This is a genomic window from Akkermansia massiliensis, from assembly GCF_023516715.1.
Taxonomy (GTDB): domain Bacteria; phylum Verrucomicrobiota; class Verrucomicrobiia; order Verrucomicrobiales; family Akkermansiaceae; genus Akkermansia; species Akkermansia massiliensis.
In genome coordinates, this window is record NZ_JAMGSI010000001.1 from 341,760 (window position 1) to 368,019 (window position 26,260).

21 protein-coding genes are annotated in these 26,260 nt (G+C 54.9%); 10 read left to right on the forward strand and 11 right to left on the reverse strand.

Annotation, left to right across the window (positions count from 1 at the left end):
* Positions 1 to 41: 41 nt before the first annotated feature.
* The 3 genes from M8N44_RS01540 to M8N44_RS01550 all read right to left on the reverse strand — a co-directional run bounded on the left by M8N44_RS01540 (position 42) and on the right by M8N44_RS01550 (position 3,718).
* Positions 42 to 1,202 carry an EF-hand domain-containing protein gene (locus tag M8N44_RS01540; protein ID WP_102728864.1) on the reverse strand — a complete coding sequence of 387 codons (1,161 nt, stop codon included), beginning with the start codon at positions 1,200 to 1,202 and terminating at the stop codon, positions 42 to 44.
* Positions 1,203 to 1,485: 283 nt separating this feature from the next.
* Complete coding sequence (locus M8N44_RS01545) at positions 1,486 to 2,601, reverse strand: prepilin peptidase (RefSeq protein WP_102726857.1); 1,116 nt, start codon at positions 2,599 to 2,601, stop codon at positions 1,486 to 1,488.
* The gene (locus M8N44_RS01550; RefSeq protein ID WP_022397271.1) at positions 2,594 to 3,718 is read right to left on the reverse strand and encodes an LOG family protein; all 1,125 of its coding nucleotides are present in this window, start codon (positions 3,716 to 3,718) and stop codon (positions 2,594 to 2,596) included. The genes M8N44_RS01545 and M8N44_RS01550 overlap by 8 nt, the downstream gene beginning before the upstream one ends.
* Before the next feature lie 208 nt (positions 3,719 to 3,926).
* Here M8N44_RS01550 and M8N44_RS01555 point away from each other — a divergent pair, with 208 nt between their 5' ends.
* From M8N44_RS01555 to fabD, 3 genes are all read left to right on the forward strand, one after another.
* On the forward strand, positions 3,927 to 5,051 hold the full coding sequence (locus M8N44_RS01555) for a DNA-directed RNA polymerase subunit alpha (protein ID WP_022397270.1): 1,125 nt from the start codon (positions 3,927 to 3,929) through the stop codon (positions 5,049 to 5,051).
* A 36-nt stretch (positions 5,052 to 5,087) separates the two neighbouring features.
* Positions 5,088 to 5,498 (forward strand): 50S ribosomal protein L17, encoded by a 411-nt coding sequence (rplQ, locus tag M8N44_RS01560; RefSeq protein ID WP_102726858.1) that lies wholly within the window; start codon positions 5,088 to 5,090, stop codon positions 5,496 to 5,498.
* A 163-nt stretch (positions 5,499 to 5,661) separates the two neighbouring features.
* Positions 5,662 to 6,588 carry an ACP S-malonyltransferase gene (gene fabD / locus M8N44_RS01565; RefSeq protein WP_102722719.1) on the forward strand — a complete coding sequence of 309 codons (927 nt, stop codon included), beginning with the start codon at positions 5,662 to 5,664 and terminating at the stop codon, positions 6,586 to 6,588.
* Positions 6,589 to 6,715: 127 nt separating this feature from the next.
* Here fabD and M8N44_RS01570 read toward each other — a convergent pair whose 3' ends face one another.
* From M8N44_RS01570 to M8N44_RS01585, 4 genes are all read right to left on the reverse strand, one after another.
* Positions 6,716 to 7,141 carry a DUF4339 domain-containing protein gene (locus tag M8N44_RS01570; RefSeq protein ID WP_022397267.1) on the reverse strand — a complete coding sequence of 142 codons (426 nt, stop codon included), beginning with the start codon at positions 7,139 to 7,141 and terminating at the stop codon, positions 6,716 to 6,718.
* Positions 7,142 to 7,187: 46 nt separating this feature from the next.
* On the reverse strand, positions 7,188 to 7,619 hold the full coding sequence (locus M8N44_RS01575; protein ID WP_102726859.1) for a GYF domain-containing protein: 432 nt from the start codon (positions 7,617 to 7,619) through the stop codon (positions 7,188 to 7,190).
* A gap of 76 nt (positions 7,620 to 7,695) precedes the next feature.
* Positions 7,696 to 8,391, reverse strand: coding sequence for an HAD family hydrolase (locus M8N44_RS01580; protein ID WP_102728863.1), 696 nt, complete (start codon positions 8,389 to 8,391; stop codon positions 7,696 to 7,698).
* Positions 8,378 to 9,772 carry an LptF/LptG family permease gene (locus M8N44_RS01585; protein WP_102722721.1) on the reverse strand — a complete coding sequence of 465 codons (1,395 nt, stop codon included), beginning with the start codon at positions 9,770 to 9,772 and terminating at the stop codon, positions 8,378 to 8,380. The genes M8N44_RS01580 and M8N44_RS01585 overlap by 14 nt, the downstream gene beginning before the upstream one ends.
* A 258-nt stretch (positions 9,773 to 10,030) precedes the next feature.
* Here M8N44_RS01585 and M8N44_RS01590 point away from each other — a divergent pair, with 258 nt between their 5' ends.
* From M8N44_RS01590 to M8N44_RS01610, 5 genes are all read left to right on the forward strand, one after another.
* Positions 10,031 to 11,143 carry an alpha/beta hydrolase family protein gene (locus M8N44_RS01590; RefSeq protein ID WP_022397263.1) on the forward strand — a complete coding sequence of 371 codons (1,113 nt, stop codon included), beginning with the start codon at positions 10,031 to 10,033 and terminating at the stop codon, positions 11,141 to 11,143.
* A 29-nt stretch (positions 11,144 to 11,172) separates the two neighbouring features.
* Entirely contained in the window at positions 11,173 to 12,591 is a 1,419-nt protein-coding gene (locus M8N44_RS14025) for an OmpA family protein (RefSeq protein WP_180970955.1), read from the forward strand.
* Positions 12,592 to 12,730: 139 nt separating this feature from the next.
* Positions 12,731 to 13,468, forward strand: coding sequence for an HAD family hydrolase (locus M8N44_RS01600; RefSeq protein ID WP_180975242.1), 738 nt, complete (start codon positions 12,731 to 12,733; stop codon positions 13,466 to 13,468).
* Between the two features lie 142 nt (positions 13,469 to 13,610).
* On the forward strand, positions 13,611 to 15,557 hold the full coding sequence (locus M8N44_RS01605) for a M60 family metallopeptidase (protein WP_102728861.1): 1,947 nt from the start codon (positions 13,611 to 13,613) through the stop codon (positions 15,555 to 15,557).
* 83 nt (positions 15,558 to 15,640) lie between these two features.
* The gene (locus M8N44_RS01610; protein WP_180973118.1) at positions 15,641 to 16,891 is read left to right on the forward strand and encodes an MFS transporter; all 1,251 of its coding nucleotides are present in this window, start codon (positions 15,641 to 15,643) and stop codon (positions 16,889 to 16,891) included.
* A gap of 438 nt (positions 16,892 to 17,329) precedes the next feature.
* Here M8N44_RS01610 and M8N44_RS01615 read toward each other — a convergent pair whose 3' ends face one another.
* Positions 17,330 to 18,967 (reverse strand): SpoIIE family protein phosphatase, encoded by a 1,638-nt coding sequence (locus M8N44_RS01615; RefSeq protein ID WP_022397258.1) that lies wholly within the window; start codon positions 18,965 to 18,967, stop codon positions 17,330 to 17,332.
* Between the two features lie 129 nt (positions 18,968 to 19,096).
* A complete protein-coding gene (locus M8N44_RS01620; protein ID WP_022397257.1) occupies positions 19,097 to 19,783 on the reverse strand; it encodes an RNA polymerase sigma factor in 687 nt (228 codons plus the stop codon).
* A gap of 123 nt (positions 19,784 to 19,906) precedes the next feature.
* Between M8N44_RS01620 and M8N44_RS01625 the strand changes: the two genes are divergently transcribed.
* Positions 19,907 to 20,920, forward strand: coding sequence for an endonuclease/exonuclease/phosphatase family protein (locus M8N44_RS01625; RefSeq protein ID WP_102728859.1), 1,014 nt, complete (start codon positions 19,907 to 19,909; stop codon positions 20,918 to 20,920).
* A 128-nt stretch (positions 20,921 to 21,048) separates the two neighbouring features.
* Positions 21,049 to 23,526, forward strand: a complete 2,478-nt coding sequence (locus tag M8N44_RS01630) for an AAA family ATPase (RefSeq protein ID WP_102728858.1) — start codon at positions 21,049 to 21,051, stop codon at positions 23,524 to 23,526.
* On the opposite strand, the gene M8N44_RS01635 is transcribed toward M8N44_RS01630, so the two are convergent.
* On the reverse strand, positions 23,512 to 24,783 hold the full coding sequence (locus M8N44_RS01635) for a PLP-dependent aminotransferase family protein (protein WP_102728857.1): 1,272 nt from the start codon (positions 24,781 to 24,783) through the stop codon (positions 23,512 to 23,514). The two genes, M8N44_RS01630 and M8N44_RS01635, sit on opposite strands and share 15 nt — an antisense overlap.
* A 37-nt stretch (positions 24,784 to 24,820) precedes the next feature.
* On the reverse strand, positions 24,821 to 25,867 hold the full coding sequence (locus tag M8N44_RS13870; protein WP_215451253.1) for a tyrosine-type recombinase/integrase: 1,047 nt from the start codon (positions 25,865 to 25,867) through the stop codon (positions 24,821 to 24,823).
* Positions 25,868 to 26,260 lie beyond the last annotated feature (393 nt).

Consider the following 26,260-nt stretch of genomic DNA (forward strand, 5'->3'; position numbering starts at 1 on the left):
GGCCGTCTCTCTGTTTCTGCTATGCGTTTCTGCGGGTGAACTTATTCATCATCCCCTTCTTCCTGGACCGGAGCGGGGGGGAGGGGCATGTCGTTATTGCCGCGGGCTGCCTTCCTGGCTTCCCTGCGTGCGGAACGGCGCGCTTCCAGAGCCTTGGAGGCGTCAGCGTTGAGCTGTGCCATTTCAGCTTCATTCAGCTTGCCGTCCTTGTCGGCGTCATACTTTTCCTCAATCAGGATCCAGCCGGCCGCCATGATGGGGGCGCGGTTGGGATCAAGCTGGGGGCGGGGGCCGTCCGGGCGGTTGCCGCGGGGACCGCGGTCACCGTCTCCGCGGCGTCCTTCACTGCCTCTGCGACCTTCCGGTCCCCTGGGCGCGCGGGGTCCTTCAGCCCTGGGGCCTCCGGGACGGCGCGGGCCATCCATCTTGGGCGCACCCGGTCCCTTGGGACCGCCGGGCGCGGCATGATGCGGGCCGGGCTGGCCGTGATGGGGAGGGATAGCCTGCAATTCTTCCGGGGAAAGCTTGCCGTCGCCGTCCTTGTCAAACTTCTTGATCATGTTGGCAGCGTGGGCTTCCTGGCGGGCTTTCATTTCCTCCATGCGCTTGGCGGCTTCCGGATGGTCCTTGGCCCAGTCCTCCCGCATGGCTTTCTTTTCCTCGTCGGAAAGCTTGCCGTCGCCGTCCTTGTCATACTTCTTAAGCATTTCGGCCTTGCGGGCTTCCTGGCGGGCCTTCATTTCTTCCATGCGCTTGGCGGCTTCCGGATGGTCCTTGAGCCATTCTTCCTGCATGGCCTTTCTTTCCTCCTTGGAAAGCTTGCCGTCGCCGTCCTTGTCGAACTTCTTCAGGATGGCTGCCTTCCTGGCTTCCTGGGCTTTCTTGACGTCCGCCTGGAGAACGGCTATTTCCTCGTCGGAAAGCTTGCCGTCCTTGTCGGTGTCATACTTGGCCATGACCAGTTCTTCCCCGATGATCATGATGCCGGGATCAATTCTCCTCATTTGGAGATTGGCCCGTTCCGGACCTGGGCCCTGGCGGTCCCTGCCTCCGGCGCGGTGGCGGGGGCCTTCCCTTCTTTCAGGAGGGGGCTGCATTTCCGGAGCGTCGGAAGGTGCGTCCGGGGCGGGGGGCGGCGGCGCGTCCTGAGCGAACGCGGAGCATGCGGCAAAGGCCGCGGCGATAATCATTTGCTTGGTCATAACTTTGAGTGGTGAGGTTTGATGCGTTTCGGAAAGGGGCGTCGCGCTGTGATATCTCAAACAGGTGGAAACGCCTCCCTTTGCTAGGATGAACCCCCGGAATTCGTCCTGGTTGCAAAATAAAAACGTGCGTGCTCCGGAAAGGGGCGGCCGGAGCCTTTGCGGGGCTTCCCTTTTTTCTGCCGGGGTGCAGAATGGTAAAGCTGTTGAATATGAAATAAATCTGTAAAAAAAGACCGCAGCCCGGAAGGGTTGCGGTCCAGCCGTGTCATGGAGGGAAAAATTATTCTCCGGAAATGAAGCGGAGATAGGCCAGCCACCACTGGTCGCCACCCAGCAGCCAGATCAGAGCAGCGCTGAGCAGAGCGGGGCCGAAGGGAAGATTCCTGCCGAACCCCATGCGTGAAACGACTGCCTGCACAATCCCCAGCAGGGAGCCGAGGAAAAGGCAGAACACCGCGCCCTGCCATCCGCCCACGCATCCGGCCATCATCAGAATCCAGGCATCACCGGAGCCCATGGCTTCCCGCTGCGCGCGAATATCCGTCATGGTTCCTTCCACGCTTTCCAGGTCTTCCAGCGGGAAAACGTCTCCGTTCTCCAGCTCTATCCTGTCCTGGCGCAGGATGACGGAGCAGGGAGGGAGCGTTTCCCCGTCAATGGTGACGGAGCCCCCGGAAATGACGGCCTTGTCCGTGGCCCGGTGGAAAAGCATGGACCAGTCGTGAGGCTGTCCGTTGATAATGAGCTGGAGCTCGTCCCGGTCGGATTCCGGCTCCTTCAGGCTCCACGGAGCGGGAGCGTCAAAGTGCTGCTTCCAGGTGCCGAACAGGAGCTTGCCCATTTCAATCACCAGCCTGATGGCGGCATACCCGGCGATTCCCCCCAGCACGGAGGCCGTGAAGGCGTCCGTCCAGGTCATGACGTCATTGTCCGGCAGGAGAAACGGGTAAAGGGCACAGGCTCCCACTCCGGCTGCGGCGCCGATGAGCGCCTGGGTACGGAATACGATCAGATGCTCCGCGTCAATGAACATGATGACGATGGCCATGGCAGTCCACAGGCAGAGCAGTATGGCGGCTCCCGCGGAGGCGTCCGCGTACTTCCACCCCAGGGCGGCGAAAAGCAGGGCCGTAAGCAGCTCCACGAAGCAATAGCGGAAGCTGATGCGCGTTCCGCAGCAGGCGGATTTTCCCCGGAGCGTCAGCCAGCTTAGCACCGGAATATTCAGGTACCACGGAATGGGTTCCTCGCATTCCGGGCAGAAGGAGCGCGCCGGATCATTGACGGAGATGCCCAGCGGCGTCCGGTAAATGACCACGTTCAGGAAGGAGCCGATGCAGGCTCCCATCAGGCCGAAAATCAGCGGAATCAGCCACGCGGGAAGGGCGTCAGACATGGGAGGGTGGGGAATAAGTCCGGCTGGGCGTCTGGTTGATGCGGTCAATCAGCAGCCTCAGCCTGCCGTAATTGCCGCGTTTGATGGGGAAAATGAGGCGTGGCAGCCGGTCCAGGTGGGGTTCGTCCGCCTCATCCGGGAGCGGTCCGCTCTGGACCATTCTTCCCCCGGGCAGGATCAGGTCTGAAAAATCCCGTTCCAGGTGCTCCACCCACTGGGCGGGCAGGTGCGTGTTCAGGCGGATGACGATGGCGTCCCTGACAAAACGGTAGGAGTGGAAAATGCGGTAGAAGCGGTCGATGTGCTCCATGGCCTCCGCCGGATTCTTGGTGACGTGGATGAGGTGCAGGTCATCCGCGGAAATCAGGCCGGAATCCACCAGTTCCACGCGGATGAAGGCCAGCCAGTTCAGCCAGAAAGTCTTGCCGGGGGAATCGAGAAGGACGATCGGGTAAATGGTGGCCTTCCCCGTCTGGATCAGGGTGAGGGTTTCAAACACCTCGTCCATGGTGCCGAAGCCGCCGGGGAACGCCACCATGGCATCGCTTTCCGCTACGAAATTCAGCTTTCTGACAAAGAAATAATAGAAATTGATCAGCTTGTCGCTGTGGGCTACCACGTGGTTGGAAGTCTGTTCATACGGTAGGGTGATGTTCAGGCCGAAGGAGCGTTGCTCGCCGGCTCCTTCATTGGCCGCCTGCATGATGCCCGGTCCGCCACCCGTAATGACCATGTAACCGTGTTCGCTGGCTTCCCTGGCGAACTCCCGCGCCGTTTCATACGCCGGCTCATCATTCCTGATGCGCGCGGAGCCGAACACGGAAATCTTGCGGATGTGGCGGTACGGGGCGAAAACGCAGTTGGCCCGGTACATCTCCCGCCCGGAACGGATCAGGACGGTAAAATCGTGGTCGGAGGCTTCGGACTGCGCCATGTTGATGCCCGTCTTGATATACTCCTGGAGGTAACGGGGATCGTGCCTGGTGGAGGCTATTTCGGAAAGTTTTTTGACGACTCCTTCCAGAGCCTGGTAGCTGGTGTCCATGGACATGGTGGAGGGGCGCTTCTTGTCTTCCCCCGTAAAATCCCTGTTGTCCAAAAAATCAGGATGCTTCATGAGTTGGTATATAGGTTTGCCCCACTATGCCAGATGACGCACGTTAAGTCACAGAAAATTTGCCGGCGGACATGAAAAGAGTTGATTGTTGAAAACAGATCGTTAAATTGCTCCCCGCACGGGCGTTTCCAAAACATGCCGTAGGTCCTTCAGGCGGATTGCCCGCCATGCCCGTGCTGAGGGGAAACCCGGTACATTACATACGATTATGTCGGAAAACGAAACCACTACTGCAGAAGAAACCGCCGTTACCACGCTGGCCCGCTTTGAAGTTCCCAGCCGTCTGGAAAAAATTGAAGACCCGAATGATGCGAATCATCTGACCTTCGTGGCGGAACCGTTTGAAAACGGTTACGGCCATACGCTTGGCAACTCCCTGCGCCGCGTTCTTCTGGGTTCACTTGAAGGCGCCGCCATCACCTCCGTCCGCATCGCCGGCGCACAGCATGAATTCTCCTCCCTGCCCGGCGTGGTGGAAGACGTGACGGAAATCGTGCTGAACCTGAAAAAGGTCAAGTTCAAGCACAACGGCAAGGAACCGCGCCTGCTCTCCCTGCGCGTGCACAAGCAGGGCGTCGTGACCGCCGCCGACATCACTGACGACACCACCTACCAGGTGGTCAATCCCGATCAAATCATCTGCACCCTGGACCAGGACACCATGTTCGAATGCGAATTCCAGGTGCGCGTGGGCCGCGGCTTTGCCACCGGCGACGAAAACAAGGTGCCGGACATGCCCATTGGCGTGATCCCGATCGACTCCATTTTCTCCCCGGTCACCCGCGTGAAGTACTCCGTGCAGAATACCCGTGTGGGCCAGATGACCGACTACGACAAGCTGATCCTTGAAGTATGGACGGACGGGCGCATCTCCCCCGCAGACGCCATGCTCCAGGCCTCCGCCATTCTGCGCCACCACCTGGACGTCTTCGTCAACTATGACGACAAGCAGGTCAACTTTGAAGAAGCTCCTTCCGCCGTCCAGGACGAGGAAACGGCCCGCCTGCGCAAGCTGCTCAACATGAGCGTCAACGAAATCGAGCTTTCCGTGCGCGCCGCCAACTGCCTCAACAACGCCAACATCACCACCGTTGGCCAGCTCGCCATGAAGAGCGAAAGCGAAATGCTCAAGTACCGCAACTTCGGCAAGAAGTCCCTCAACGAAATCAAAGACAAGCTGCTGGAACTGGGCCTTTCCCTGGGTGTTCAGGTGGATCCCTCCCTGCTTACCGGTCCCGTGCCGCAGGCCAAGCCGCGCCTGGGTCTGGAAGAGGAAAGCCCCGTGGGCCTGGCAGACCTGATTGCCGCCAACATCGAAGACGACGACGACTAAATCTCACAAAACCAACACACATAGAAAAATATCATCATGAGACACGGTGTAAAAACCTCCAAGCTTCAGCGCAACGCTTCTCACCGCAGGGCTTTGCTCGCCAACCAGGCATGCAGCCTCATCCTCAACGGACGCATCACCACCACCCTGGCCAAGGCCAAGGCTCTCCGTCCCTATGTGGAAAAGCTGATCACGCTCGCCAAGCGCGGCGACGTGCATTCCCGCCGCCTGGCTACCGCCACCATTCACAACACGGCCGCCGTCAAGCGCCTGTTTGATGAAATCGCTCCCCTCTGCGCGGAACGCAAGGGCGGCTATACCCGCATCGTCAAGCTGGGCCAGCGTCTGACGGACTCCGCCCTCGTGGCCATGATCGAAATCATCGATCTGCCCCGCGAAACGGCTGAAAAGGAAGAAGCTCCCGCAACCACGGAAGCAACCGCCTAAGGCCGTTCCCTGACACATCAGGTTTAACCATCCGCCCCGGCCTCTCGCAGAGACCGGGGCGGATTTTCTATTCATATTGGCGGTAAAGAGATTACGGAGGAAGTGCGGTGGCAAGATCGCTCTTGCTTCTTTCCTGCCGGAACGGTATAATTCAGCCTCAACTATGGACGCAGTATTATTGTTTTCCGGACAAGGTGCCCAAAAAGTAGGCATGGGCAAAGATTTGTATGACCAGTATCCCGCAGCCAGGGCCCTGATTGAGCAGGCGGACAAGGCGCTTGGGGAATCCCTCTCCTCCATCATGTTTGAAGGCCCCGGCGAAGAACTGACCCGCACCTGCAACTGCCAGCCTGCTCTCTACGTGCATGGCCTGGCCTGCCTGGCCGTCTTGAAGGAGCTGGCGCCTTCCCTGAATCCCGTGGCTGCCGCCGGCCTTTCCCTGGGTGAATTCACGGCTCATGCGGCTGCCGGAACCTATACCTTTGAAGAAGGCCTTCGCCTGGTCCAGAAGCGCGGCGCGTTCATGGAGGAAGCCTGCAACGCCACGAAGGGCACCATGGCGGCGATGATCGGCGGGACGGATGAAAACGTCATCAAGCTGGCGCAGGAATGCGACGTGGACGTTGCCAACTTCAACTGCCCCGGCCAGACGGTCGTTTCCGGCACGGAAGAAGGCGTGGACAAGGCCATTGCCGGAGCCAAGGCTGCCGGCTGCAAGATCGCCAAGAAGCTCAATGTGGCGGGAGCCTACCATTCCCGCCTGATGCACAGCGCCATGGTGAAGCTGGCGGAGGAACTCAAGAATGTCTCCTTCGGCACGCCTTCCATGCCCGTCTACTGCAACTATGAAGCCCGCGTGGTGGAAGGGCCGGACGACATCCGCAATGTGCTGGAGCACCAGGTGTGCGGCTCCGTGCGCTGGACGGCCTCCATGCAGAAGCTGGTGGACCAGGGCCACCGCCTTTTCATTGAACTGGGACCGGGCAAGACGCTGGCCGGCATGATGGGCCGCATCTGCAAGGATGCCACCGTCATCTCCATCGAAGACGTGCCCAGCCTGGAAGCCGCCGTTGCGGAATTAAATAAATAATTCTCCGTAACAGTAATTTTCAAACCGCCGGATCTTCAACGGTCCCGGCGGTTCTTTATTTCAAGTTATCCGACGGCACGGCGTCCCGGCCCGGGTGCAACACGGTGGCGGACATTCCGCCGCGCTCTTATTCCCTGCCGGGAGCAGCGGTAATGCCGCACTTTTCCACAAGCGTGTGGACGTAGCATAAAAGCTTGCCCATGAAAACGAGGATGCAGGGAATCAGGATGATTACTTCCAGTTCGGCATGGTTCGTCAGGAAAAATATCACGATGCCAAAGCAGAAAAAGAGGGTTGCCGCTGCGTAAAACAGGATGCGGATGGAAGGCTGCTCCTTCTTTGAAGGCTGGAGCGCCTTGAATTTAATCCGCCTCTGCAGAATGGCGGAAAGGGGGACCCAGTTCCGGGAATCTTCTTTCCTGACCATGGTGGTGGAAAACGGAAGCTTGCCGGCTGCCGCCAGCGTGTCGATCACTTCCTTGCTGACGGGACCGGCGGTTTTCTCATCGGTGCGGTAATGGTAGAGCGTTGCTCTGGCGGGTATCGGGCTCATAGGCTGCAGGGGAGAGAGCGGAGAGGAGGAAAATGTTTGCGTCTGGTCAGCGTTCCGGTTCCTGGGCGGGCATTTTCCTCATGCCTCCGGTAAGAAGGTGCATGTACATCAGCATCTTTCCCATGAAAAACGCTATGGCAGGCACGAACAGCACTTCCATGTAAAGAATGGTGTGGAGCATGATGGAATGCGCCACGCCGCAGGCCAGAAGGAGAAGGGCAATGATGTAAAACAGGAGGCAGCTTTTAGGAGGGCGGCAGGAAAGCATGAAGGCGGATGCCCTGAGGCGCGCCAGGCGCTCCTGGCGGCGCAGCTCCGTTGCGAGCGGCATCCAGCACTGGGAATGTTCCTCCCGGATCATGGTGTCCGGAAGAATTTTCTTGGAGACAAGCAGGGCGTGGAGGTCTGTCAGGCAGATAGGGCCCACAATCTTGTCTTTGACGCGGTAGTGATATAATGGGGTACGTTGGGAAGCCATTCTCCTTACATAAGGCATGAAAGGAATTCCGTCAAGAAACAAGCGTAACGGAATGGAAGGCGGAATTCCCGAATTCCTAAAGAAGTTCCGCCAGGGAACGGATTTTACTGGTTGCCAGGGAAAAATCCGCCTGCTCCGTCACCCGGTTCGGGATGGAGATGACGGGCATTCCTGCGCGGTGTGCGGCGGTGGTGCCGTTCTGGGAATCTTCCAGCACCAGGCATTCAGCCGGCTGCATGCCCAGGTTTTCCGCAGCCTTCAGGAACAGGGCCGGGTCCGGTTTGACGGGAAGGCCGTCGTCACGGCAGATGACGGTCTGGAAATAGGGCATGATGTCCAGCCTGTTCAGCCAGCCGTCCACCCAGCGGTGGGAAGAGCTGGAGGCCACGCCCATGGGCGTTCCGGCTTCCGCCAGGCTCCGGATGAGTTCGCAGGCTCCTGGCAGAAGGCCGGCGTGCTCCAGGTCGCGGACGATTTCCTCCTGGCGGCGGCCGTTGACGGCTTCCCAGTCGAAGGTGCGGCCCGTCAGTTGTTCCAGATGCTCCCCGGGGTTCCAGTGGGTGTAGCCGCTCCCCAGGCACTGGTTGAACAAATCCAGGGGGAGGGCGTGGCCGCAGGATGCGAACACGCGTTCCCAGGAAGAATAAATGGCGTATTCCGTATCCACCAGCAGCCCGTCAAAGTCAAAAATCACGGCGCGTGCCCGGTGGAGCAGTTCGCGGGCTTTCCGGACGGCTGCCAGGGAGTCGTCAAGGTGGTCAGGGTTGGTCATGGACGGGTGTCTTTTTCAAGCCTCTCAGCATCTCCATGAAGCTTCTGTGGGCCAGCTTGGTCTGGAACAGGCGGATGGCGATGATGGTGTAAATGATGTTGGGCATCCACGCCCCCAGCCAGGTGGGGAGGTAGCCTGCGGAGGCCAGCGTGGGGAAAAACTCATACAGGAACAGCATGGCCGCCGCCAGGAACAGCGCAATGCCGATGCCGGACATGGCGGAGCGCCGCTGGAACGTGATGGCGGAAGGAATGGCGATGAATGTCAGGATAATGCAGGAAAACATGCGGGCTATCCTGACGTGCCATTCCGTTTGCAGGCTTCTGAGGTACTTGGCGTTTGTCGTGCCGGACCTGATGATTTCCTGGAGGGCCGGAGTGCCCTGGGTATCCACGCGGACGTTGGGGGAAATCAACTGCCAGGGAGTCTCTGGATAATGCTCTTTCAACGTTTGGTATTCCTGCCCGGCGAACACGGGCACGTCGTTCAGCTGGCGGGGTTCCTCCTGGGAATAATTCCTTTTGATGGCTTGCCGGAATGTCCATGTTCTGGAAGCCGGGTCCCACATGGCTTCATCCGCAAACAGCTCGTACTCCATCTTTCCGGGCGCGCTGAACTGTTCCACGCGCACCTGCCTGAACGGCTCGCCGGGGGAGTCTATTCCGGGAGGGTCGCCGAGGTACCAGATGCGGGATTCCGCGTCGTTCTTGTAGATGGTGCTCCGGGAGGCGTCGTCATTTTTATTCTGGCTCAGGGAGGAAAACATCAATTTCCTGTACAGAGTGGAATTGGGAGCCCAGTGAAACCCGAAGATGCCGAAGTAGATGGCCGCAAAGACGGCACCGATGATGACCGGGGCGTTGATCCGGAGCAGGGATCTCCCGGATTGCAGCATGCCGGTGATTTCCGAGGATGAGGAAAGCTTGGTAAGCGCCCAGAGCGTTCCCAGCAGAAGGGTGTAGGGAAGGATCAGGTTCAGAATCATGGGCAGCTGGCTCAGGTAGAAGCGGAAGGTGCCCGCCAGGGGGGAATCCAGGTTCATCAGGTCCCCCACATTGTCCGCAAAGTCGCCGATGATGTAAATCAGCGTGAGGATGGCCGTGCACATGATGAAAGCCGTGAACCAGGTACGCGCCACATACCTGTCCAGGATGCCCGAGCGGTTGTACAGCAGCATCCCCAGCGCCGGAAGGAAACAGCCCAGGAGAATGAGCCAGGGCCGCAGAAGCTGGGCAAGGGGATATTCGGACGGCGTGCCGGGAATTTCCCATTGCATCTGGGACCATTCCCGGGGCATCAGGAACCAGGCCGCCGTTCCTCCCAGCGCAAGCAGGAGGAGGAATGCGAACCATTGGCGGAAATGTCGGGCCTGGATTGCCATGAAAAAGTAAGGTGGGACAAGGATGCCAGATCGGGGGCGGGAAATAAAGCGTTATTTGGCCGCCGGGCAGGGACGGAGGCTTGCCGGAACCGCATGTCCGTGCGCCCGCGCCTGTCCAGCGGAGGGCGGTGCGGCACGGCTCCATGCGGGCCGGAATGGCGTGCGGAAGATATTCTCCTGATAGAAGTTGAGTGTTGTCAACGTAGACAGGATGGGATAAAATCTTCCTGACAACCGCTTTCCGGGTACAGCTTTTCCATGTTCAAACGTCTTGTTCAACTGTTTCTTCTGCTCCTTCTGGCAGCAGTGGGCGTCCTGGTGTGGTTTGCGTGGTATGTGTCCACTCCGTTGCTCGTTCCCGTGGGGGGGGATGAACCCTCCGCTTCTCCCGTTGCGGATTCCCTGGTGATGGAGCCGGTGGAAGCCGTCTCCGCCGACGGTACCGCCATTGAAGGCTATCTGGTGCGTCCGGGGCGTCCGGAGGCCTTGTCCCCGCGCCAGAGCCGCGTGCGGGATACCTTGAAACTGCGCGGAAGAATGCCGCATCTGGAGGCGAAGCCGGAGCTGGTGGTGATAGCCACCTCCTGGGACCAGGGGGTGAAAGGCTCCCTGCCGCTGGCGGAAGGACTGACCGGAGCCGGTTACACGTGCCTGGTATGGAATCCGCGCGGGAAAAACGACGCCCGGAAATTCTGCACGTACGGATTGAAGGAATATGCGGACGTAACGGCTCTGCTGGACGCCGTATCCCGGAAACAGGGGGGATTGCCGCCCGTGGCCGCCGTAGGGCAGGGGTTTGGGGCAGCGGTGCTGCTGAAAGCCGCGTCTGAAGATCCCCGCATCCGCTGCATGGTCAGCATGGACTGCTTTCCTTCCCTGAAAACCGTGGCCGTCCGGGAAATGGAGCAGGACTGGGGCAAGCCCCTGTGTTATGCCGCGTACTGGCTGCTGGATGCCGGCGTTGACTGGCGTGCGGATTTCAGTACGTTTGACGTGGCTCCCGTAGACGATGCCCTGAAACTGGATTATCCCGTCATGGTGGTCTGCACGAACCAGTACTTCTTCTCCACCCTGGAGGATTGCCTGAGCATTTACGACTCCCTGAGAAACGAGAAAAAACAACTTTATGAATCCATCCGGGAAGGCGAGCCCTACGGCACCCGGGAGCGGACCTTCCTCCATTCCATTGAAGGAAAAAAGGGGGAGAAATTTGAGAAAACCTACAAGGTCAACGTCTATGCCGGGGATGACGAGTTGCAGGCTGGCATTGCGGAATGGATTCATGAGAATACGCGCATGCCCATGCCCAGGGTGTTGTCCCATGAAACCTACAGTGCACCTGCTACGGGCACCGCTCCTTCCGGTTCATGAACCGTGCCTCTCCTTTTGCTGATGATCCCGTGAGTGCCAATCAGGAAAACACCCGTGAACTCCGCGAGAACCGCCGCAGGCGCAGCCGTTTCATCCTGCCTGCGCCGCGCCATCTTGCCGCCGTGGCGGTGGGGGCCCTTCTTGCCGCCGTGCTGGTGCACTACCTGGGCTTCATCGTTCTGAGCTGGTTTGACCTGGGCATTCATGTGCACAAGGCACCCGCGGTTCAGGAGGACCGGAAGCCGCTGCCTGAGAAAATCGTGCTGAAAGCGGACGACCGTCCCGCACCGGATGTGGCGGAAGTGGTTGAAAAACCGGATATCGAGCAGCTTGAGGAAGTGCCGCCGGAATTGCCGGACCTGGAGGACATGCTGCCGGAACAGGTGGTGATCGCTCCGGGGGAAACCAGCTTTTCCGCCGATCCGGTTACTCCGTCCCCGCCGGAATCCCTCGCCCCCAGAATGCCGCAGGTGGACATGAATGCCGTCGCGAAGGGACTGCCTGAACCTTCTCCGCCCGAGATGCTGAAAACTTCCGCCAGCCCGGCGACTATCAAGACGGCGGAGCCGGACATGGTCAACCCGGACGAATGGTACAACAACAAGCTCAAGGGGGCTGGCGGCCAGGATGATTCCCATCTGCCGGACGGCAGTAAATCACTTTCCCAGTTGATGGCCCAGTCCTCCCTGGGCAAGGACAGCGGTTACAGCAGGCTGGGCGCGGACCTTCTGTTTGAATACAACAAGGCGGTGATGAAAAATTCCGCGCGCCTCAGCATGCTTCAGCTCGCCGGGCTGATGATGAAAAACCCGGACACGATTTTCATTGTAGAGGGGCATACGGACAGCTTCGGTTCCGGAGAATATAATGCCGTGCTCTCCCTGATGCGGGCCAATGCCGTGCGCCAGTGGCTGAAGGACAACGGCATTGCCCTGACGCGCCCGAACGGGGAATGCAGGCTCTACATACGCGCCTGCGGGGCCTCCCGCCCGGTAGTCTCCACGAAGGGGGACCGGAATGCCCAGGCTGCCAACCGCAGGGTGGAAATCCACATGCGCAAGCCGGGAGAGGAAATTCCCGCCGGAAGCCTGCCCGTCACGTATGCGGTGGATATGAATACCCCCATTGCCCGCCAGGTGCGGGCCGGCGTGGGCGCCGAGGCCAGAATCCCCGCTTCCGCAGGAGAAAGGAAAACGGCCCCTGCGGCGCGTCCGCCGTCTGCCGTCCCGGCAGCCCGTCCCGCTCCCGCTGCGCCGGGACGCCGGGAGAAGCCTGCGCCGCGGCAGGAAGTCATCCCTGAGGCGGAACCCGTTCCGGAAACCATTCCTTCCGCCGAACCCGTGGAAGAACACATTCCCTCGGCGGAGCCGGTGGAGGAGGATATTCCGCTGGCGGAACCCGTCGTGCATGCGGAGAGGCGCGCCGCGGTGAAGGGAGGACTGGCCTGAAATGGAACTGATGCGTTTTCTGCCGGTCCGTGCCTTGCCCAGGCCCGGACTGCCCCGGTATCTCTTCTCCTTTGACTTTGACGATACCCTGTTCACGTTGGGGGGCCCTGCGGAGGAAAGACGCGTTTTTTTCAGAACCATGCGTGGACTCCGGGCGCGGTACGGCGTGCTCTGGGGCATCAATACGGGGAGGGACCCCGTTTACCTGCGGGAAGGGTTGATGGACATGTTCCAGGGTAATCCGGAAGCGTTTGCCCCGGATTTTACGGTCACGATGGAACGGAACGTTCATCTGGCGGATGCGGAAGGGCGTCTGATGCCCGGCGTTCCGTGGAACGATGCCTGCTCCGTGGCCCATGACGACCTGTTCACCCGTCACGGCGGAATGCTGGAATCATTGATGGACCATCTGGAACACCGGTTCTCCGGGCTGGAACTCCGCAGGCAGGCCAATGACGCTTTTTCCCTGGTGGTGAACGATGCCTGCGGGCTGGATGACGTCTCCTGCGTCATTCAGGACACGGTTGGACCGTATGATGAAATCGTCACGCAGAGGGCGGGGCCTTACCTGCGTTTCAGCCACCGCGACTACAACAAGGGGACTTCCCTGGCTTTTGTAGCCTCACGGTTCGGTGTGCTTCCCGTCCATGCGGCCATCTTCGGAGACGGGCACAACGACCTGGACGCCATGCGCCATTTGCCGGAAGCGTTCCGGTGCTGTCCCTCCAATGCGGCGGAGGAAGTGAAAGCCATGGTAGCCTGCGGCCATGGATACATCAGCCCGGAACCGCGCACCCGCGGCGTGCTGGACGGCCTGATGCATGGCGCGTTCCCCCATTTCGGGATGAAGGCGGAGGTTCCGGAAGCGGACGCTTGAAAAACGGGGGACGCCGGATGCGGGGAAAATCGGTTTCCGGAATGTTCTTTCCATGAAAGCTCCCGCGGAAAAGGAAGAATCGTATTGACAAGAAATGTCTGCGATGCAGAAATAATGACGATTTATTCCGAATTCCGATCACATGAATATTCCTTCTTTTACCCGAAGCGTCTCCAGAGGTTCCGCCGTAGGCTGGTTTTTAGTGCTTCTGCTGGTTTGCGGAGCGGGAGCCGGATATTATCTGTACCAGGATAACCTGGCAAAAAGGAAAGCTGCCCAGGAATTGACTACCGAGCGTAAAATGAAGGAAAAGAAGGCCAGGGAAGCCGCTGAAAAACAGAGAATGCAGCGTGAGCGGGAAATCAGGGAGAAGAAGGAAAAGGAGAGGCAGGCAGAGCAGAAGGCGCGTGAGGAAGCCAGGGAAAAGAAGGAACGGCAGGCTGCGGAAGCGGCTCAAAAGCTCCGGGAGCAGGCTCAACGCGAAGAGAAGGAAAAGAAGAGGAGGGAGGAGCTGGAACGGCGCGAACGTGAGGAACAGGCCCGCAGGCAGGAGGAAAACATCCCTGTGGAAGAAGATGAGCCTGAACCGGAAGGGCGTTTTCCCCTGCCTGTGAAGAACCGGATGCCGGAGCTTTCCGTCTACTCAATCCCCTCCAGGGATGAAATTCAAACGGATAAGGACAAGCCGCTGGAAACATGGTCCTGGGGCAAGGCGGAAAAAATGGCGGGAATAGAGGAATTCCCTGCGGGAGCCGCCCCGTGGAAAAGAGGTGATGATACCCGCCGCATGCAGGAGCTTCTGGAAAAATGCCGGGAATGGAAGGACGCCAAGCTTTCCACCCTGAAGGCGTGCCCGGCGGCGAAGGATTTTCCCGGCGTTCCGGAGGACGGGGCCCAGACGGTAAGAAGGACGGTGGAAATAGATTCCAACATCGGCGGCTGGCACAGTACGGGACTGTATGCTCCCCCCGGAGGGGAAATCTCCTTTTCCCTGTCCGGCGCGCCCAAGGACAGCACGGTCAGCGTGCGCATAGGGTGCCATACGGACAGCCTGCACAAGCTGGATGAATGGAAAAGGGTTCCGGAAATAACCATGCAGGTTCCGGCGGACCGGGGCCGCGTGAAAATGGTGAACCCGATGGGCGGCCTGGTTTACGTGAATGTGGGCCAGCGTTCCAAACGGGGAAAAGTATTCAAGGTTCAGATTTCCGGAGCCGTGCCGGCCCCTCTGTTCGTCATGGGGAAGACCACTCCGGAACAATGGGCCGAACAACTGGAAAATACCAAGGCGCCGTGGGGGGAAATCTGTATGCCCCGCCTCATTGTCACGATGCCCGTGGAGCAGTTGAAGCGGTGTCCGGATGTTCAGAAAACGGCTGAATTCCTGCAAAAAAACATGGCCCTCCAGGACTGGATCATGGGATGGGACACCAAGCCGGACCGCCTGCATCACCCGATGCGTTTTGTCGTGGACAGGCAGATTTCCGCCGGGGCCGGGCATTCCGGTTATCCCGCCATGGCTACGAAGGACTGGACGGACTCCATTGCCAGCGGCTCCATCATCCATTCCGGAAGCTGGGGGCTGTGGCATGAACTGGGGCATAACCACCAGTCGCCTCCGTTTACGATGGAGGGCCAGACGGAAGTATCCGTCAACATCTTCTCCATGGTCTGCGAGGTAATGGGCACCGGGAAAAACTTTGAATCCTGCTGGGGCGGCGGCATGGGGCCGTACGGCATGAGCGCTGAGATGAAAAAGTACTTCTCCGGCGACCAGACCTACAATGAAGCGCCCAACAAGGTGCAGCTCTTCTTCTGGGTGGAGCTGATGTACTATCTGGGATTTGACGCTTTCCGGCAGGTGGCCCTTCAATTCCATGACAAGCCGTACGACAACGGCAAGCTGAGTGATGAAAAGAAATGGGAATGGGTCATGAACGCCTTCTCCAAGGTCACGGGAAAAAACATGGGGCCTTTCTTTAAAATCTGGCGCATGCCGGTTTCCGAACGCGCCGCGGACAGGATGAAAGACCTTCCCGTCTGGCTGCCTTCCAAGGACTACCCGGCCTGCTATACCGCGGAGGAATAAAAAGGTTCCGGGATTATGAGGGCTTCCGTTGCCGCACTCGCGTCTGGACGGTTCCGGCGGCGGGGGCTAGGATGGCGGAGCTGATGAAATGGCTGAATGACTGGCTGGGCTTTTTCAAGCCCCTTCAGGTGAGGAACCTGCAAATCTTCTGGTCCGGGCAGGCCGCCGCCCTGATCGGGATGTGGCTGCAGGTGACGGCCATGGGCATTCTTGTGTACGACATTTCCGGCGGCTCCGCCACGGCGGTGGGCTTCCTGGCCGCCCTGAACGCGCTCCCTTTCTTTCTGGGCGGCATGCTGCTGGCCGGGCTGGGAGACCGTTTTGACAGGAGAAAACTGCTCATAGCCGTGCAATGCGTCCAATGGCTGGTGGCCGTAGCCCTGTTTCTGCTGACGATGCTGGACATGCTCCAGCTATGGCACTTGTATGCCGCCGGGCTGGTCATGGGCGTCAACCAGACGGTGGGCTTTCCCACGCAGCAGGCTTTTGTGGGCGATCTGATCCCGCGCAGGCAGTTGCAGGAGGCCGTGGGCATGTACTCCCTGGTATTCAACACGTGCCGCGCCGTAGGTCCGGCGCTGGCCGGCTACATCATTGCGGAATGGGGGGCCGGAACCGCCTTTGGCGGCAATGTCGTGGCAAGCCTGCCGTTGGTAGGCTGCCTGGTAGCTCTGAAAGGACGCGTTGCGGATACCTCCGCCCCTAAAAAGCAGCGCGGGGCCGGAAGAAAGGCCTCCGGGCTCAAGGCGGTGCTTTCTACGCGCAGCCTGCTCTTCATCATGATCAGCGCGCTCATTCAGAACATCTGCGGGCAATCCCTTTACCAGATTGTTCCGGCATTGATGCACGGGAACCCAAGGAATACCGGCCTCATTCTGGGAGCGGTCGGAGCCGGTGCCATGGTGAGCATCCTCTTTGTCCTGCCGTTTGCGCGCAAAAGCGACAGGGTGGGGGCCAAGCTCTCCTCGGGCACGCTGTGGATGGGGAGCGCATTATGCGTGGCCGGCATCATTCCCGTGGTGGAAATACAGGCCCTCTGCTTCTTCTTTGCCGGTCTGGCTACTTCTTCCCTCTTTGTCACCTCTTCATCCGCCGTGCAGCTTCTGGCGCCGCCGGAACGCAAATCTGCCATTCTGGGGCTGTTCAGCATCGTTACGATTGGAGTGCAGCCTTTGGCGGCCATGGGCTGGGGAGCCGTGGTGGATGTTTGGGGAGTCCAGGCGACGATCATCATGGCGGGAGGGCTGGAAGCCTTGTTCTCCATCTGGATGCTAAGCGTTCCGTTCTGGCGCAACTTCAAATTCTCTCCGGATGATTGTCCTGAGGCAACCTGACGGATCCTTGTCATTTGGCGGCATGGGAAAATTGCCGTCCCGTATTCCGCTGGCTTTTAAGAATTGGTCAGGAAGATGCGATTCGGGAAGTTCCTGGCGGCGGGAATTCCGGAATGCGGCTTGGAAGAGGCTGGAAAGGCAGTTCTTGAACCTGTTTTACTGAAAAGAGAGCAGGCGTATTCCGGTCCTGCGGGAAAATTGAAAGCCGCTTCTGCCGTTTTTCTCCTGGCGGGAATCATCTGCGGCCTTGCAGGGAGAATGTGCCTCCCTGCCGGCAGGACTCTTCAGGGAAAAAGGAAAACTTGGCAGACCGTCCTTCCGGGAAATAGCCTTCCTGCTTGAATGATTCCTGTTTTTCAGGCGGACGGAATGTGGATTTTTCCCCAGCAAAAAAGGAGGAAGGAGGTAAATATCCGGAAAAGGGAAGAACCGGGTTTGTTAATGCCCCGGCTTTGCCTCGTGTTCGGAATAGCTGATGCCCAGCATGCAGATATCGTCGGCCTGGTTGGTGCAGCCGGTGAATTTTGCTACGCAGGTAAGGGCCTGATGGACAAAATCCTTGGTGCTCTTGGGGGATGAATTATTGAAATAATCGATCAGCCTCTCCACGCCCAGCTCTTCCCCTTCCGAATTGGCGGCTTCCGTCAGTCCGTCCGTATACATCAGGACGCGGGAACCTGCCAGGAGGGGGAACTGGGCGTTCTGGTACGTGGCGTCATCCAGCAGCCCCAGGGCAATGCCCCTGGGCAGCGGCATCTTGCGGGCAACTCCGTCCGGCCCCAGGATAATGGGATGCGGGTGCCCGGCCGTGGAGGCGGTCATGACGCCGGTTTCCAAATCCAGGTAAATATAAACGGCGGAGGCGAACATCGTGGTATTCGCCCGTTGCAGAATTTTGGCAAGCTGGTGGTTGAGGGAAGACAAAAAGGCCGCCGGATTGTCCGCCAGATGGGACAACTGCTCCATCAGGCCGCGGAGCATGGAAGCGATCAGGGCGGCGCGGATGCCGTGGCCCATCACGTCGCAGACGATGGCGCCTACGCCGGAATTGCCCACGGGAAAGGCATCGAACCAATCGCCCGCCACCCCCTCTGAAGGAGTGAAAATGTGGTGGAAATCCACATGGCGCGTCAGGCCGTGTTCCGTATGGGAGCGGGAGGGAATCTCATAGGGAAGCAGGGCGAACTGGATTTCCCGGGCCAAATCTATCTCCTTCTCCAGGGACTTGTTGCGCTCTTCCAGAATACGGGCTGTTTCCGTGGCCTTGATCTCCGTCTTCACCAGCTTGGTGACGTCGCTGGAAATGCCCACGATGCCCTTCAGGTCCCCGTTGCGGCCATACCAAGGAAACTTGCTGATCTGGCTCCAGGAATCATCCTTGTGAAGCCATGTCTCATGATGGAGGCGGGCGCGGATGGGGCGTCCGGTAGCCATGATGTCCAGCTCCTCCTTGCGGGAAACATCGGACATCGTTTGATCGAAAAAGTAATCGTCCGTCCGTCCAGTCAGGTCAGCCGGCGTGGGCACGCCCAGCTTATTGGCCGTGGCGGTATTCGCCAGGACGAAGCGCGATTCCCGGTTCTTGAAATAAATGCTGTCCGGAATGTGCTCAATCAGGGTGTGGAACAGGTCCCTGTCTTCCGCGGCGCGCAGTTCCGCCGTCTTCCGCCGGGTGATGTTGACCCATACCCCTACCAGCATGACGGGGCGGCGCTGCTTGTCCCTGCGAGCGAGACCGTTGATGCGGACCCAGCTCCAGCTCTTGGAATTCAGCTTCTTCATGCGTATTTCAATGCGCATGGGCATGTGGGAATGGCCGTCCAGGTAACGGCGCACCTCCTGGGAAAAAAAGGCCTGGTCCTCCTCGTGGATGGTAAGCTCCGGCTGGGTGAAAATATTGGGGGCCTTCTCCTTGCGGCTGGCCCCCATCATGGTCAGGCAGCGGTCCGTGTAATGGATGACGCCCGTTTTGATATTCCAGATATAAAACCCTTCTTCCGCCGCCGCCAGGGCCATCTTGATCTTGTCCCAGGTAAAAACTCTCTGGGCGGAATGTCTGTTGCGTGAGGGCGGCATTGCAGTTGCCGTTATCTAACGACAAAACATCTGCCTTGGCAAGAGGCAAAATAAAGGAATCATTCCTGAAAAGCGGAACGGCAGGAGAAAAGCGGGAAACGGGCCCGGTTGCACCGGGGCGGCATCCGCCTATCTCTCCTTCTCCTCTTCCTGGGAATGAAGGAATTGCAGCTCTTTCTTCAAGGCGCTTCCTACGCGGTGCTTCGCCAGATAAACCTGGGCAATCGTGACGCCGAGCTGTCTGCGGACCTTCGCCGCATCCCACTCCCGTAGCACGTAATAATCAAAAATTTGAAACTGCTTGGGAGACACCTTCGCTTTGACGCGTTCCAGGGCCGCCTGGAGCAGGTTATTCTGCCACTCCCTCTCCCACACCTGGTCAAAATTATTCTTCCCTTCGTCCGGAATCTTGTCGATGGGATGTTCCTGGCTCTCCGTGGCGTCCGGGCTCATCAGCATGGCCGTATCCTTCTTCCGCTTGCGGAACTGGTCGTTGATGCGCCAGCGGGTCATATTCCAGAGCCAGAGCTTGAAGGAACCCTGTTCCGGCTTGTAAATATTCTTCTTGCTCTGCTTGGCGATGGAAAGAATGGTCTCCTGCACCACGTCCCAGGCTTCGTCCTCCCTCAATCCGGCCTTGAGGGCGACGGAATAAATAAGACGCCAGTACGTCCGGTAAAACTCATCCCACGTGCGCTGGTCCTCCCAATTCTCCAGGCGCGCAATCAGGCTTTTCCTGGTATGTTCGGCATATTGGGAAAGTGTCTGCTCGTCAGGCTGGGACTCGTTCTGGGGTTGCAATGAAGGCACATTCATGGTTTATCATGAATTACGGATGAAAGTGAAGTGAAAGCCGAGTAATAAGCCGGAAAATTTTGTGCGGCTCGGCCTGTTCATTCACTACGTCCTTCATGGAGAAAATCTTTCAAGGGAACGGACATGATCAGGAAAACGTCAAAACGCAGGGGAACCTCCGTCATCGCGGCCCTGGTTGTGCTGTGCGCGGTGCTGGGGTACGGCTTGATGGAATGGAAGCCGCTGACGGATACGCCGCAGGCGGTGCCTGCCTCCCGGGAGGCGCCCGGGAAGGGAAGGGTTCCGGAGAAAATCTCTATACCGGAAAAGGGAGAACCTGTCAGGTTATTCACAATAAATGCTGGCAACTACTTTGTACCGGAAGATCCGCGCAGGAGCAACTTCCAGGTAAAATACAAGCCCGTCGAAGCACGGGAGGCCGTGGCCGAACTCATCCGTCAATCCGGTGCAGAAATAGTAGGATTGTCAGAAATGGGTGGGGAAGCCGCCGTGCGCGACCTGCAAATGCGGTTGAAAAGAAAAGGAGTTCAGTTACCGCATAAGGTCCTGGTCATGCGGAACGGAGAAGACCGGGGATTGGCCCTTCTCTCCAAATATCCCATTGTGGACAACCGTTCCGTGACGGACATGCCTGTATCCGGAGAAACGAAGAGGAAAAAAATGATGCTGCGGGGCATTCTGGACGCCACGGTGAAAACGCCGGATGGCCGCCTCTTCCGCCTGATGGGCATTCATTTGAAGTCCCGCCTCAGCCGTGACGGCTCCGCGGAAGACACGCGGCGAAGGGAAGCGTATGCCCTGCGGGACTACCTGAATGAAGCCATCGCCTCCCAGGACGGCATGCCGTTGCTTTTGTACGGAGACTTCAATGACGGTCCGGCGGACAGCGCCTTGCAGGTCATCCAGGGGCCGGCTAAAACGGAATACCGCCTGAACCGCCTGAAACCCAGGGATTCCCGCGGGGAAACCTGGACCATCTACTACGAAGACGGAGACACCTACCACTCCTTTGACCATCTTTTCCTGAACAATACTCTGAAAAAGCGCCTCGGCCGCAAGCCTCCCATGGGAATCCTTGACTCTCCCCTCTCCCGCCAGGCCAGCGACCATCGTGGCATTTGGGTGGAATTGAGGTAGGTAAAAATGATTTATTATAAAAAAGATATGCAATAAATATTTGTTAGTTTTTTCATTTTATGAAATGGATATTTTTGCAATATGAAAATATCTTTGCAAAAATCTAAAAAAATAATATCCTAATAAGGATGAAATTTGTAGTGCTGATTCTTAGCATTGCAACTCTAATAACTGATAACTATTTATTATCGATTATAGATATGCGTAACCAAACAAAAAAGACTCTCGCCCTCTGGCTGCACAGATTGGCCTGGTTTTACATATGCGGCGTGATTCCCACCGGTATCATACTCTTAATATTAGAAACTATAAAATTCGATTTTTGGAGACTATTCGTCGCGGGGCTGGCCATATCGGGTTTGATTCTGAAAATAATTAAATATCCCGTTGTTTTGTCTTCAACAAAATGTTACTGTGATAATTTTTTTGTCGACCGTGAAGATGAACGCTGTACGCTTATGCAATTCATCAACGATAGCAGCGAACGACGCAGAATTTTTTATGTTACCGGCAGGAAAGGAATAGGAAAAACACTATTACTTCTTCGCCTTGTCAATGACTTGGCAGAGAAAAAAATATGCACAACAGTGTACTACGTGGAAATAGAAGGCAAAGATTCTTCTATATTACATAAGTGTCTTGAAATGATAGGGATTCCATCCGACGAAAAAATAGGAACAGCAGAATCCCTGGCTGCATTTCTTGATCAAGCATCTCGTTACCCCAAAATCGTATTTATCCTAGATGGTATTGATAGAAACAGGAAAAGAGATGCTGACAAGTTTGCTGAAATACTGACAAATTCATCCAAAAACATCTCTATCATTATTGGAATTACAATAGAATCACTAGTATACAGCCAAACTATCACGTTATATGGAAATTTGAAACCAGATATATTTGGGTGCCTCCATTTGCATGAGTTGGAAAAAGTTTACAACATTTCAATAACTGATCCTGAAAAGATTCTTCGTTTGTCAAGCGGCATTCCAACCTATGTACGCATATTAATAGATTTGGAACATCAAAATAGGGCTCTAAATCTTTCTAATATTGAAACTATTGATGAAATAATATGGCAGCAATACTCTTTTTTCAGTAATGAGTCAAAAAAGATCGTGATGTTAATGGCTTACTTAAAGCTTATGGGAGTTGACTCGCTTCCTGAACGGAAAATATACGATATAATCCCTGATAGCACACCTCACCATGTATGTGCAGTCCTCGATTCTTCATTGATATATCGAGAAAATGATACAAGAGATGGAAATATACGGATGAATGATTTGGTAGCAGAATCCTGTCGTAAATGCTGCAACAAAAATCAAGCTGTGGAAATGATTAAAAATTCGCATGAACATCTGGAAAATATTTTTGATGGCACATTGAATGTTTCTTTATTGATGTTAAGCGACACTCATTTTTCAGAAGAAACTGGTCGCGAAATTCTAAAAAATCTTTTGGACGGCAAACAGTATTTATTTCTCGAACGTCTGTGGCAATATGAGCAAATCGGTTATCTCAATTCGTCACTTAAAGAAAGCCATTCGAATAATCAATATTTTAATTACTGTTATTTAAACTCCTTGTTGCAACTGGGACAATACCGAAGGGCATACTCGGAATTAGCTCGTTTGGAGGAAATAGATTCTGCTCTGCCAACTTTGAGACCCACAGAAAATATGAATGCAGAAGATTTTGATATGCTATTTCTCATTATCGATTTGCATCATCTAAGCAATCGGTTTTCTTTTGCCATAAGCGAAATCGACGCTTTTCTGCAACATCTCCCCAAGGTTTTCAAGAACCAAATACAAGAGGCCAAGCTTTTATATTTAAAGGCTCACATATTAAAGCATCAGGGAAGCGACTTGCTTTTGGCTGATAATATTCTTAGAGGCTTGGATAAGAACACTAATATACAAAACCTTGAGTTGCAAATGAAAATTCTCTACTCGCGTATCGCTATCTATCTATTCTGGGATACGTCATTCGATTACGAGGCATCATTTAACAGGATAGACACGCTTGCCAAAGAGATTGGAGAATCTCCCGTCATAATGCATGCGCAACGGCATCGGGCAATTTACACACTGAAGAAACTTCAAGACATAGAATCTGCTCTTACTATTGTAGATAATGCTTTGCGCAGTCTGGAAAAAACTCAGTACAGAATTATTTATGATTTCTACTTTGAAAAAGCTGAACTTTTACGAATAAAAACTTATGCCGCAGAAAACCAGAATCGAAAAGTAAAAAATGAAATTCTTTCCCTTTATAATCAGGCTATTGCATTTGCTGATGAAAACGGTGATCTCAACCTGCGAACAATGTCCCAGCTAGGTAAAATTTTAACATTACACCAGTTCCATGACATCATCCAGAGTGAACAATTAAATGAAGTACAAAAAATAATGACTGATTTATCCGATGAAGCTCACAACCACGTACTATCAATAAACTATGCTTGTGCATGTTATGTCGAGAATCTGCTTCGAGGCGGGGAAATTGATCAAAATCAAACTAGATATTGGGAAAAAATGCAATATGCCGACTTGGCGCACGCCGCTCAACATGGCGGACCAGTTAAATTAACCGTCATGTAAGCAGTTGAAAACATCATGATACGTTTGCTCTGAAAAAGTATAATGGACATCTTTCTTTGAACGCAAGATATTAAGTTTTTTCTCTACTTCGTCATAGTTGTATGTATCCTGCGTGAGCTGATAAAAAACATCAGCAAGTTGCTCAAATTCATTTTCCTCCCAACCATGACGTGTAATTTGCTGAACTCCTATTCGTATTCCTGAATCGCGATAGAGCTTTTTATACCTTCCGTTTAAACTTATCCCATGTGATTGGCTTCTGTGAAGAAATCTCATTATCTCATTTTCTTTCATGGATATAAATATTTGATGAGTGTCTGTATACAAATCATTGCGAGCTCGAATTACTTGCACTCCCCGTTTCTCAAGATAACGCCCTAGTTTGTTGGCATTGTCTATAATTTGCTTACTATATTGTTCACCAAACATTTCCATCTCGATAAGAACAAGAATGAGACTAAGAATTTGATGAAATTGCACATTTCGTAGATAATCAGGATTAATCTTTGTATCAATGAGATTCATCAGTTTCTGATTATTCGTCATGATTAATCCGCTAGTCGGCCCGGGAAGCGTTTTGTGAGTTGCGCCCATTAAAACAAATGGAACTTCATTGCTGAAAAAATGGAAAGGATTGGAATTGGATTTGCTAGCTATTAAACCTAAAGTTTGAGTTGCATCGTAAATAATTATAAAATCTTCTGATACTTCCAGATTTTGCAAAGATGGTTGAAACAAGATGTCAGATGGACATATAAGCATACCGTCAATTTTTACCTTTTGACGTAATGCTTTAATTTTTTCATAGTCAAAGTCCATTATCTCATAATCAAACGGCGCATATATAAATTTTATACCGAGCCGGTGGCATATAAGAGGCATGGAACCATGACCTCCACTATCTTCCGATGATATAAGCAAAGTGCTACCCGGTTGAAAGAGACTCATCAGGAGGATCATAACGGCATTGACACCTGATAATGTCCTTGCATCTGAATAATTACTTTGGAATAATTCAAAACATTGTCGATTGAGGAGACTGTAGAACTTAAATAAATGTTCCGCTTCCATGAAATTATGTTTGGTCTCCAGACTGATAATTCCTCCCATAATGTATTTCTCCTGAATAAAGGAATCTAACGGAATTTTTCCGAACGGCGATATGGCGTTTTCCGCTGCACACAAAGGTAGAAGGCGCTTTTCTTCATACTGTAGTTCCTGACAAATTTCCTGAAACTCTTCTAAGTGACCATTCATTTGTTATGTTCTTTCGATAATAAATAGTTATCACTCTTTATTGTAGAATTATCTGCACATTTTTTCTTGGGTGAAAATTCTGAAGGATGACTCTTTGTTTGGTGGTGCTGACGTGGGTGTATATCTGAGTAGTGGCGAGGGAGCTGTGGCCGAGGATGGTTTGGATGTATTTTATGTCTACGCCTTCTTCCAGAAGGAGGGTGGCGAAGGTGTGGCGGAATGTGTGAGGGGTGACGGGTTTGTGGATGCCGGATCTCAGGGCCAGTTTTTTGATCATGATTCTTACTGACTGGGAAGAGAGGTTGCGACCTAGGTGGTTGATGAAGAAGAACGTGTTCTGACGGGAAGAAGGCAGACAGAAGCGCTGGTATTCGTGCAGGGCTTCCAGAATGGCGTCCTGGCATATTTGGATGACGCGTTCCTTTCTCCCTTTGCCATAGACTTTGATGAAGCCGTTATGGAGGTTTACGGACGCAAGGCGCAGAGCGCATAGTTCGGATACCCTGATGCCCGTGCCGAACAGGAGTTCCACCACGGCAATGTTGCGGACGATTTCCTGATAACGATACCCTGTTTTGCTTGAACAGGCGTTTTTCTCCCGGTACAGGGTGGTTAGGATGGAGGCCACTTCCATGGAGTCCATGACGGGAGGGAGCAGGAAGGGAACCTTGATGTTGATTTTAAGCTTCCGCATGGGGTTGATGAAGTCATCGTCTTCCATTTCAATGAAGTTCAGCATGGCTTTGAGCGTAGCCATTTTTCTTTTCATGGTTCTGGGCTGAAATCCCGACAATGATTTAACGTATTGCTTCAAATCTTCTGCGGAAATAGCGGGCAAATGGCAGATGCTCCTTTGATTTATCATGAAGTCGGCAAATTGCCCCAAGTCGGTTGCATAGGCTTTCAAGGTCTTTTCACTAAGGTTTTTTTCATATTGGGAATGAAACAGGAATCGTTCGATGGTTTTTTCCAATAGGGATGAGTGTAATGTTGATGTATTTGGCATGGCGGAACGGAATAATAAGAGTGTCCCATGGGTGCAAGGTCCTTTTTGTGCCTCTGTCACTAGGAATGCCGGGAGCATGGAATCTTCTGTGGTGCAGGAGTATCGTCCGGCATGGAGGGAACGGGGCCCGGGATGAAGGGGAAGAGTGACGGTCCTCTATTCTTATTATAAGAATGAAGTTCCTTTTCCGGAGAATGATGGAATGCTAGTTCCATTCCATGCGCTTTCGGAATTGTTCCTTTGTACATTAACCGGAAATTTCGTTCTCCAACGAGTAAAGGGGTCGATAGGCTTTCAGGCCCGGAGAAAGGATGAACCGTTTAAACTGCTTGGATCATTATGGGGCATTGCATGCCCTCGGATGCAGGAGGAGTGGTCGGGAACTCTGGAAAAGTGGCATTCCAGAGGCGTTTCAAGAGCTTTTTCCTCCCTATGCTTCTTGAAATGTGTGGATTGAATCAGTCGGAAGTT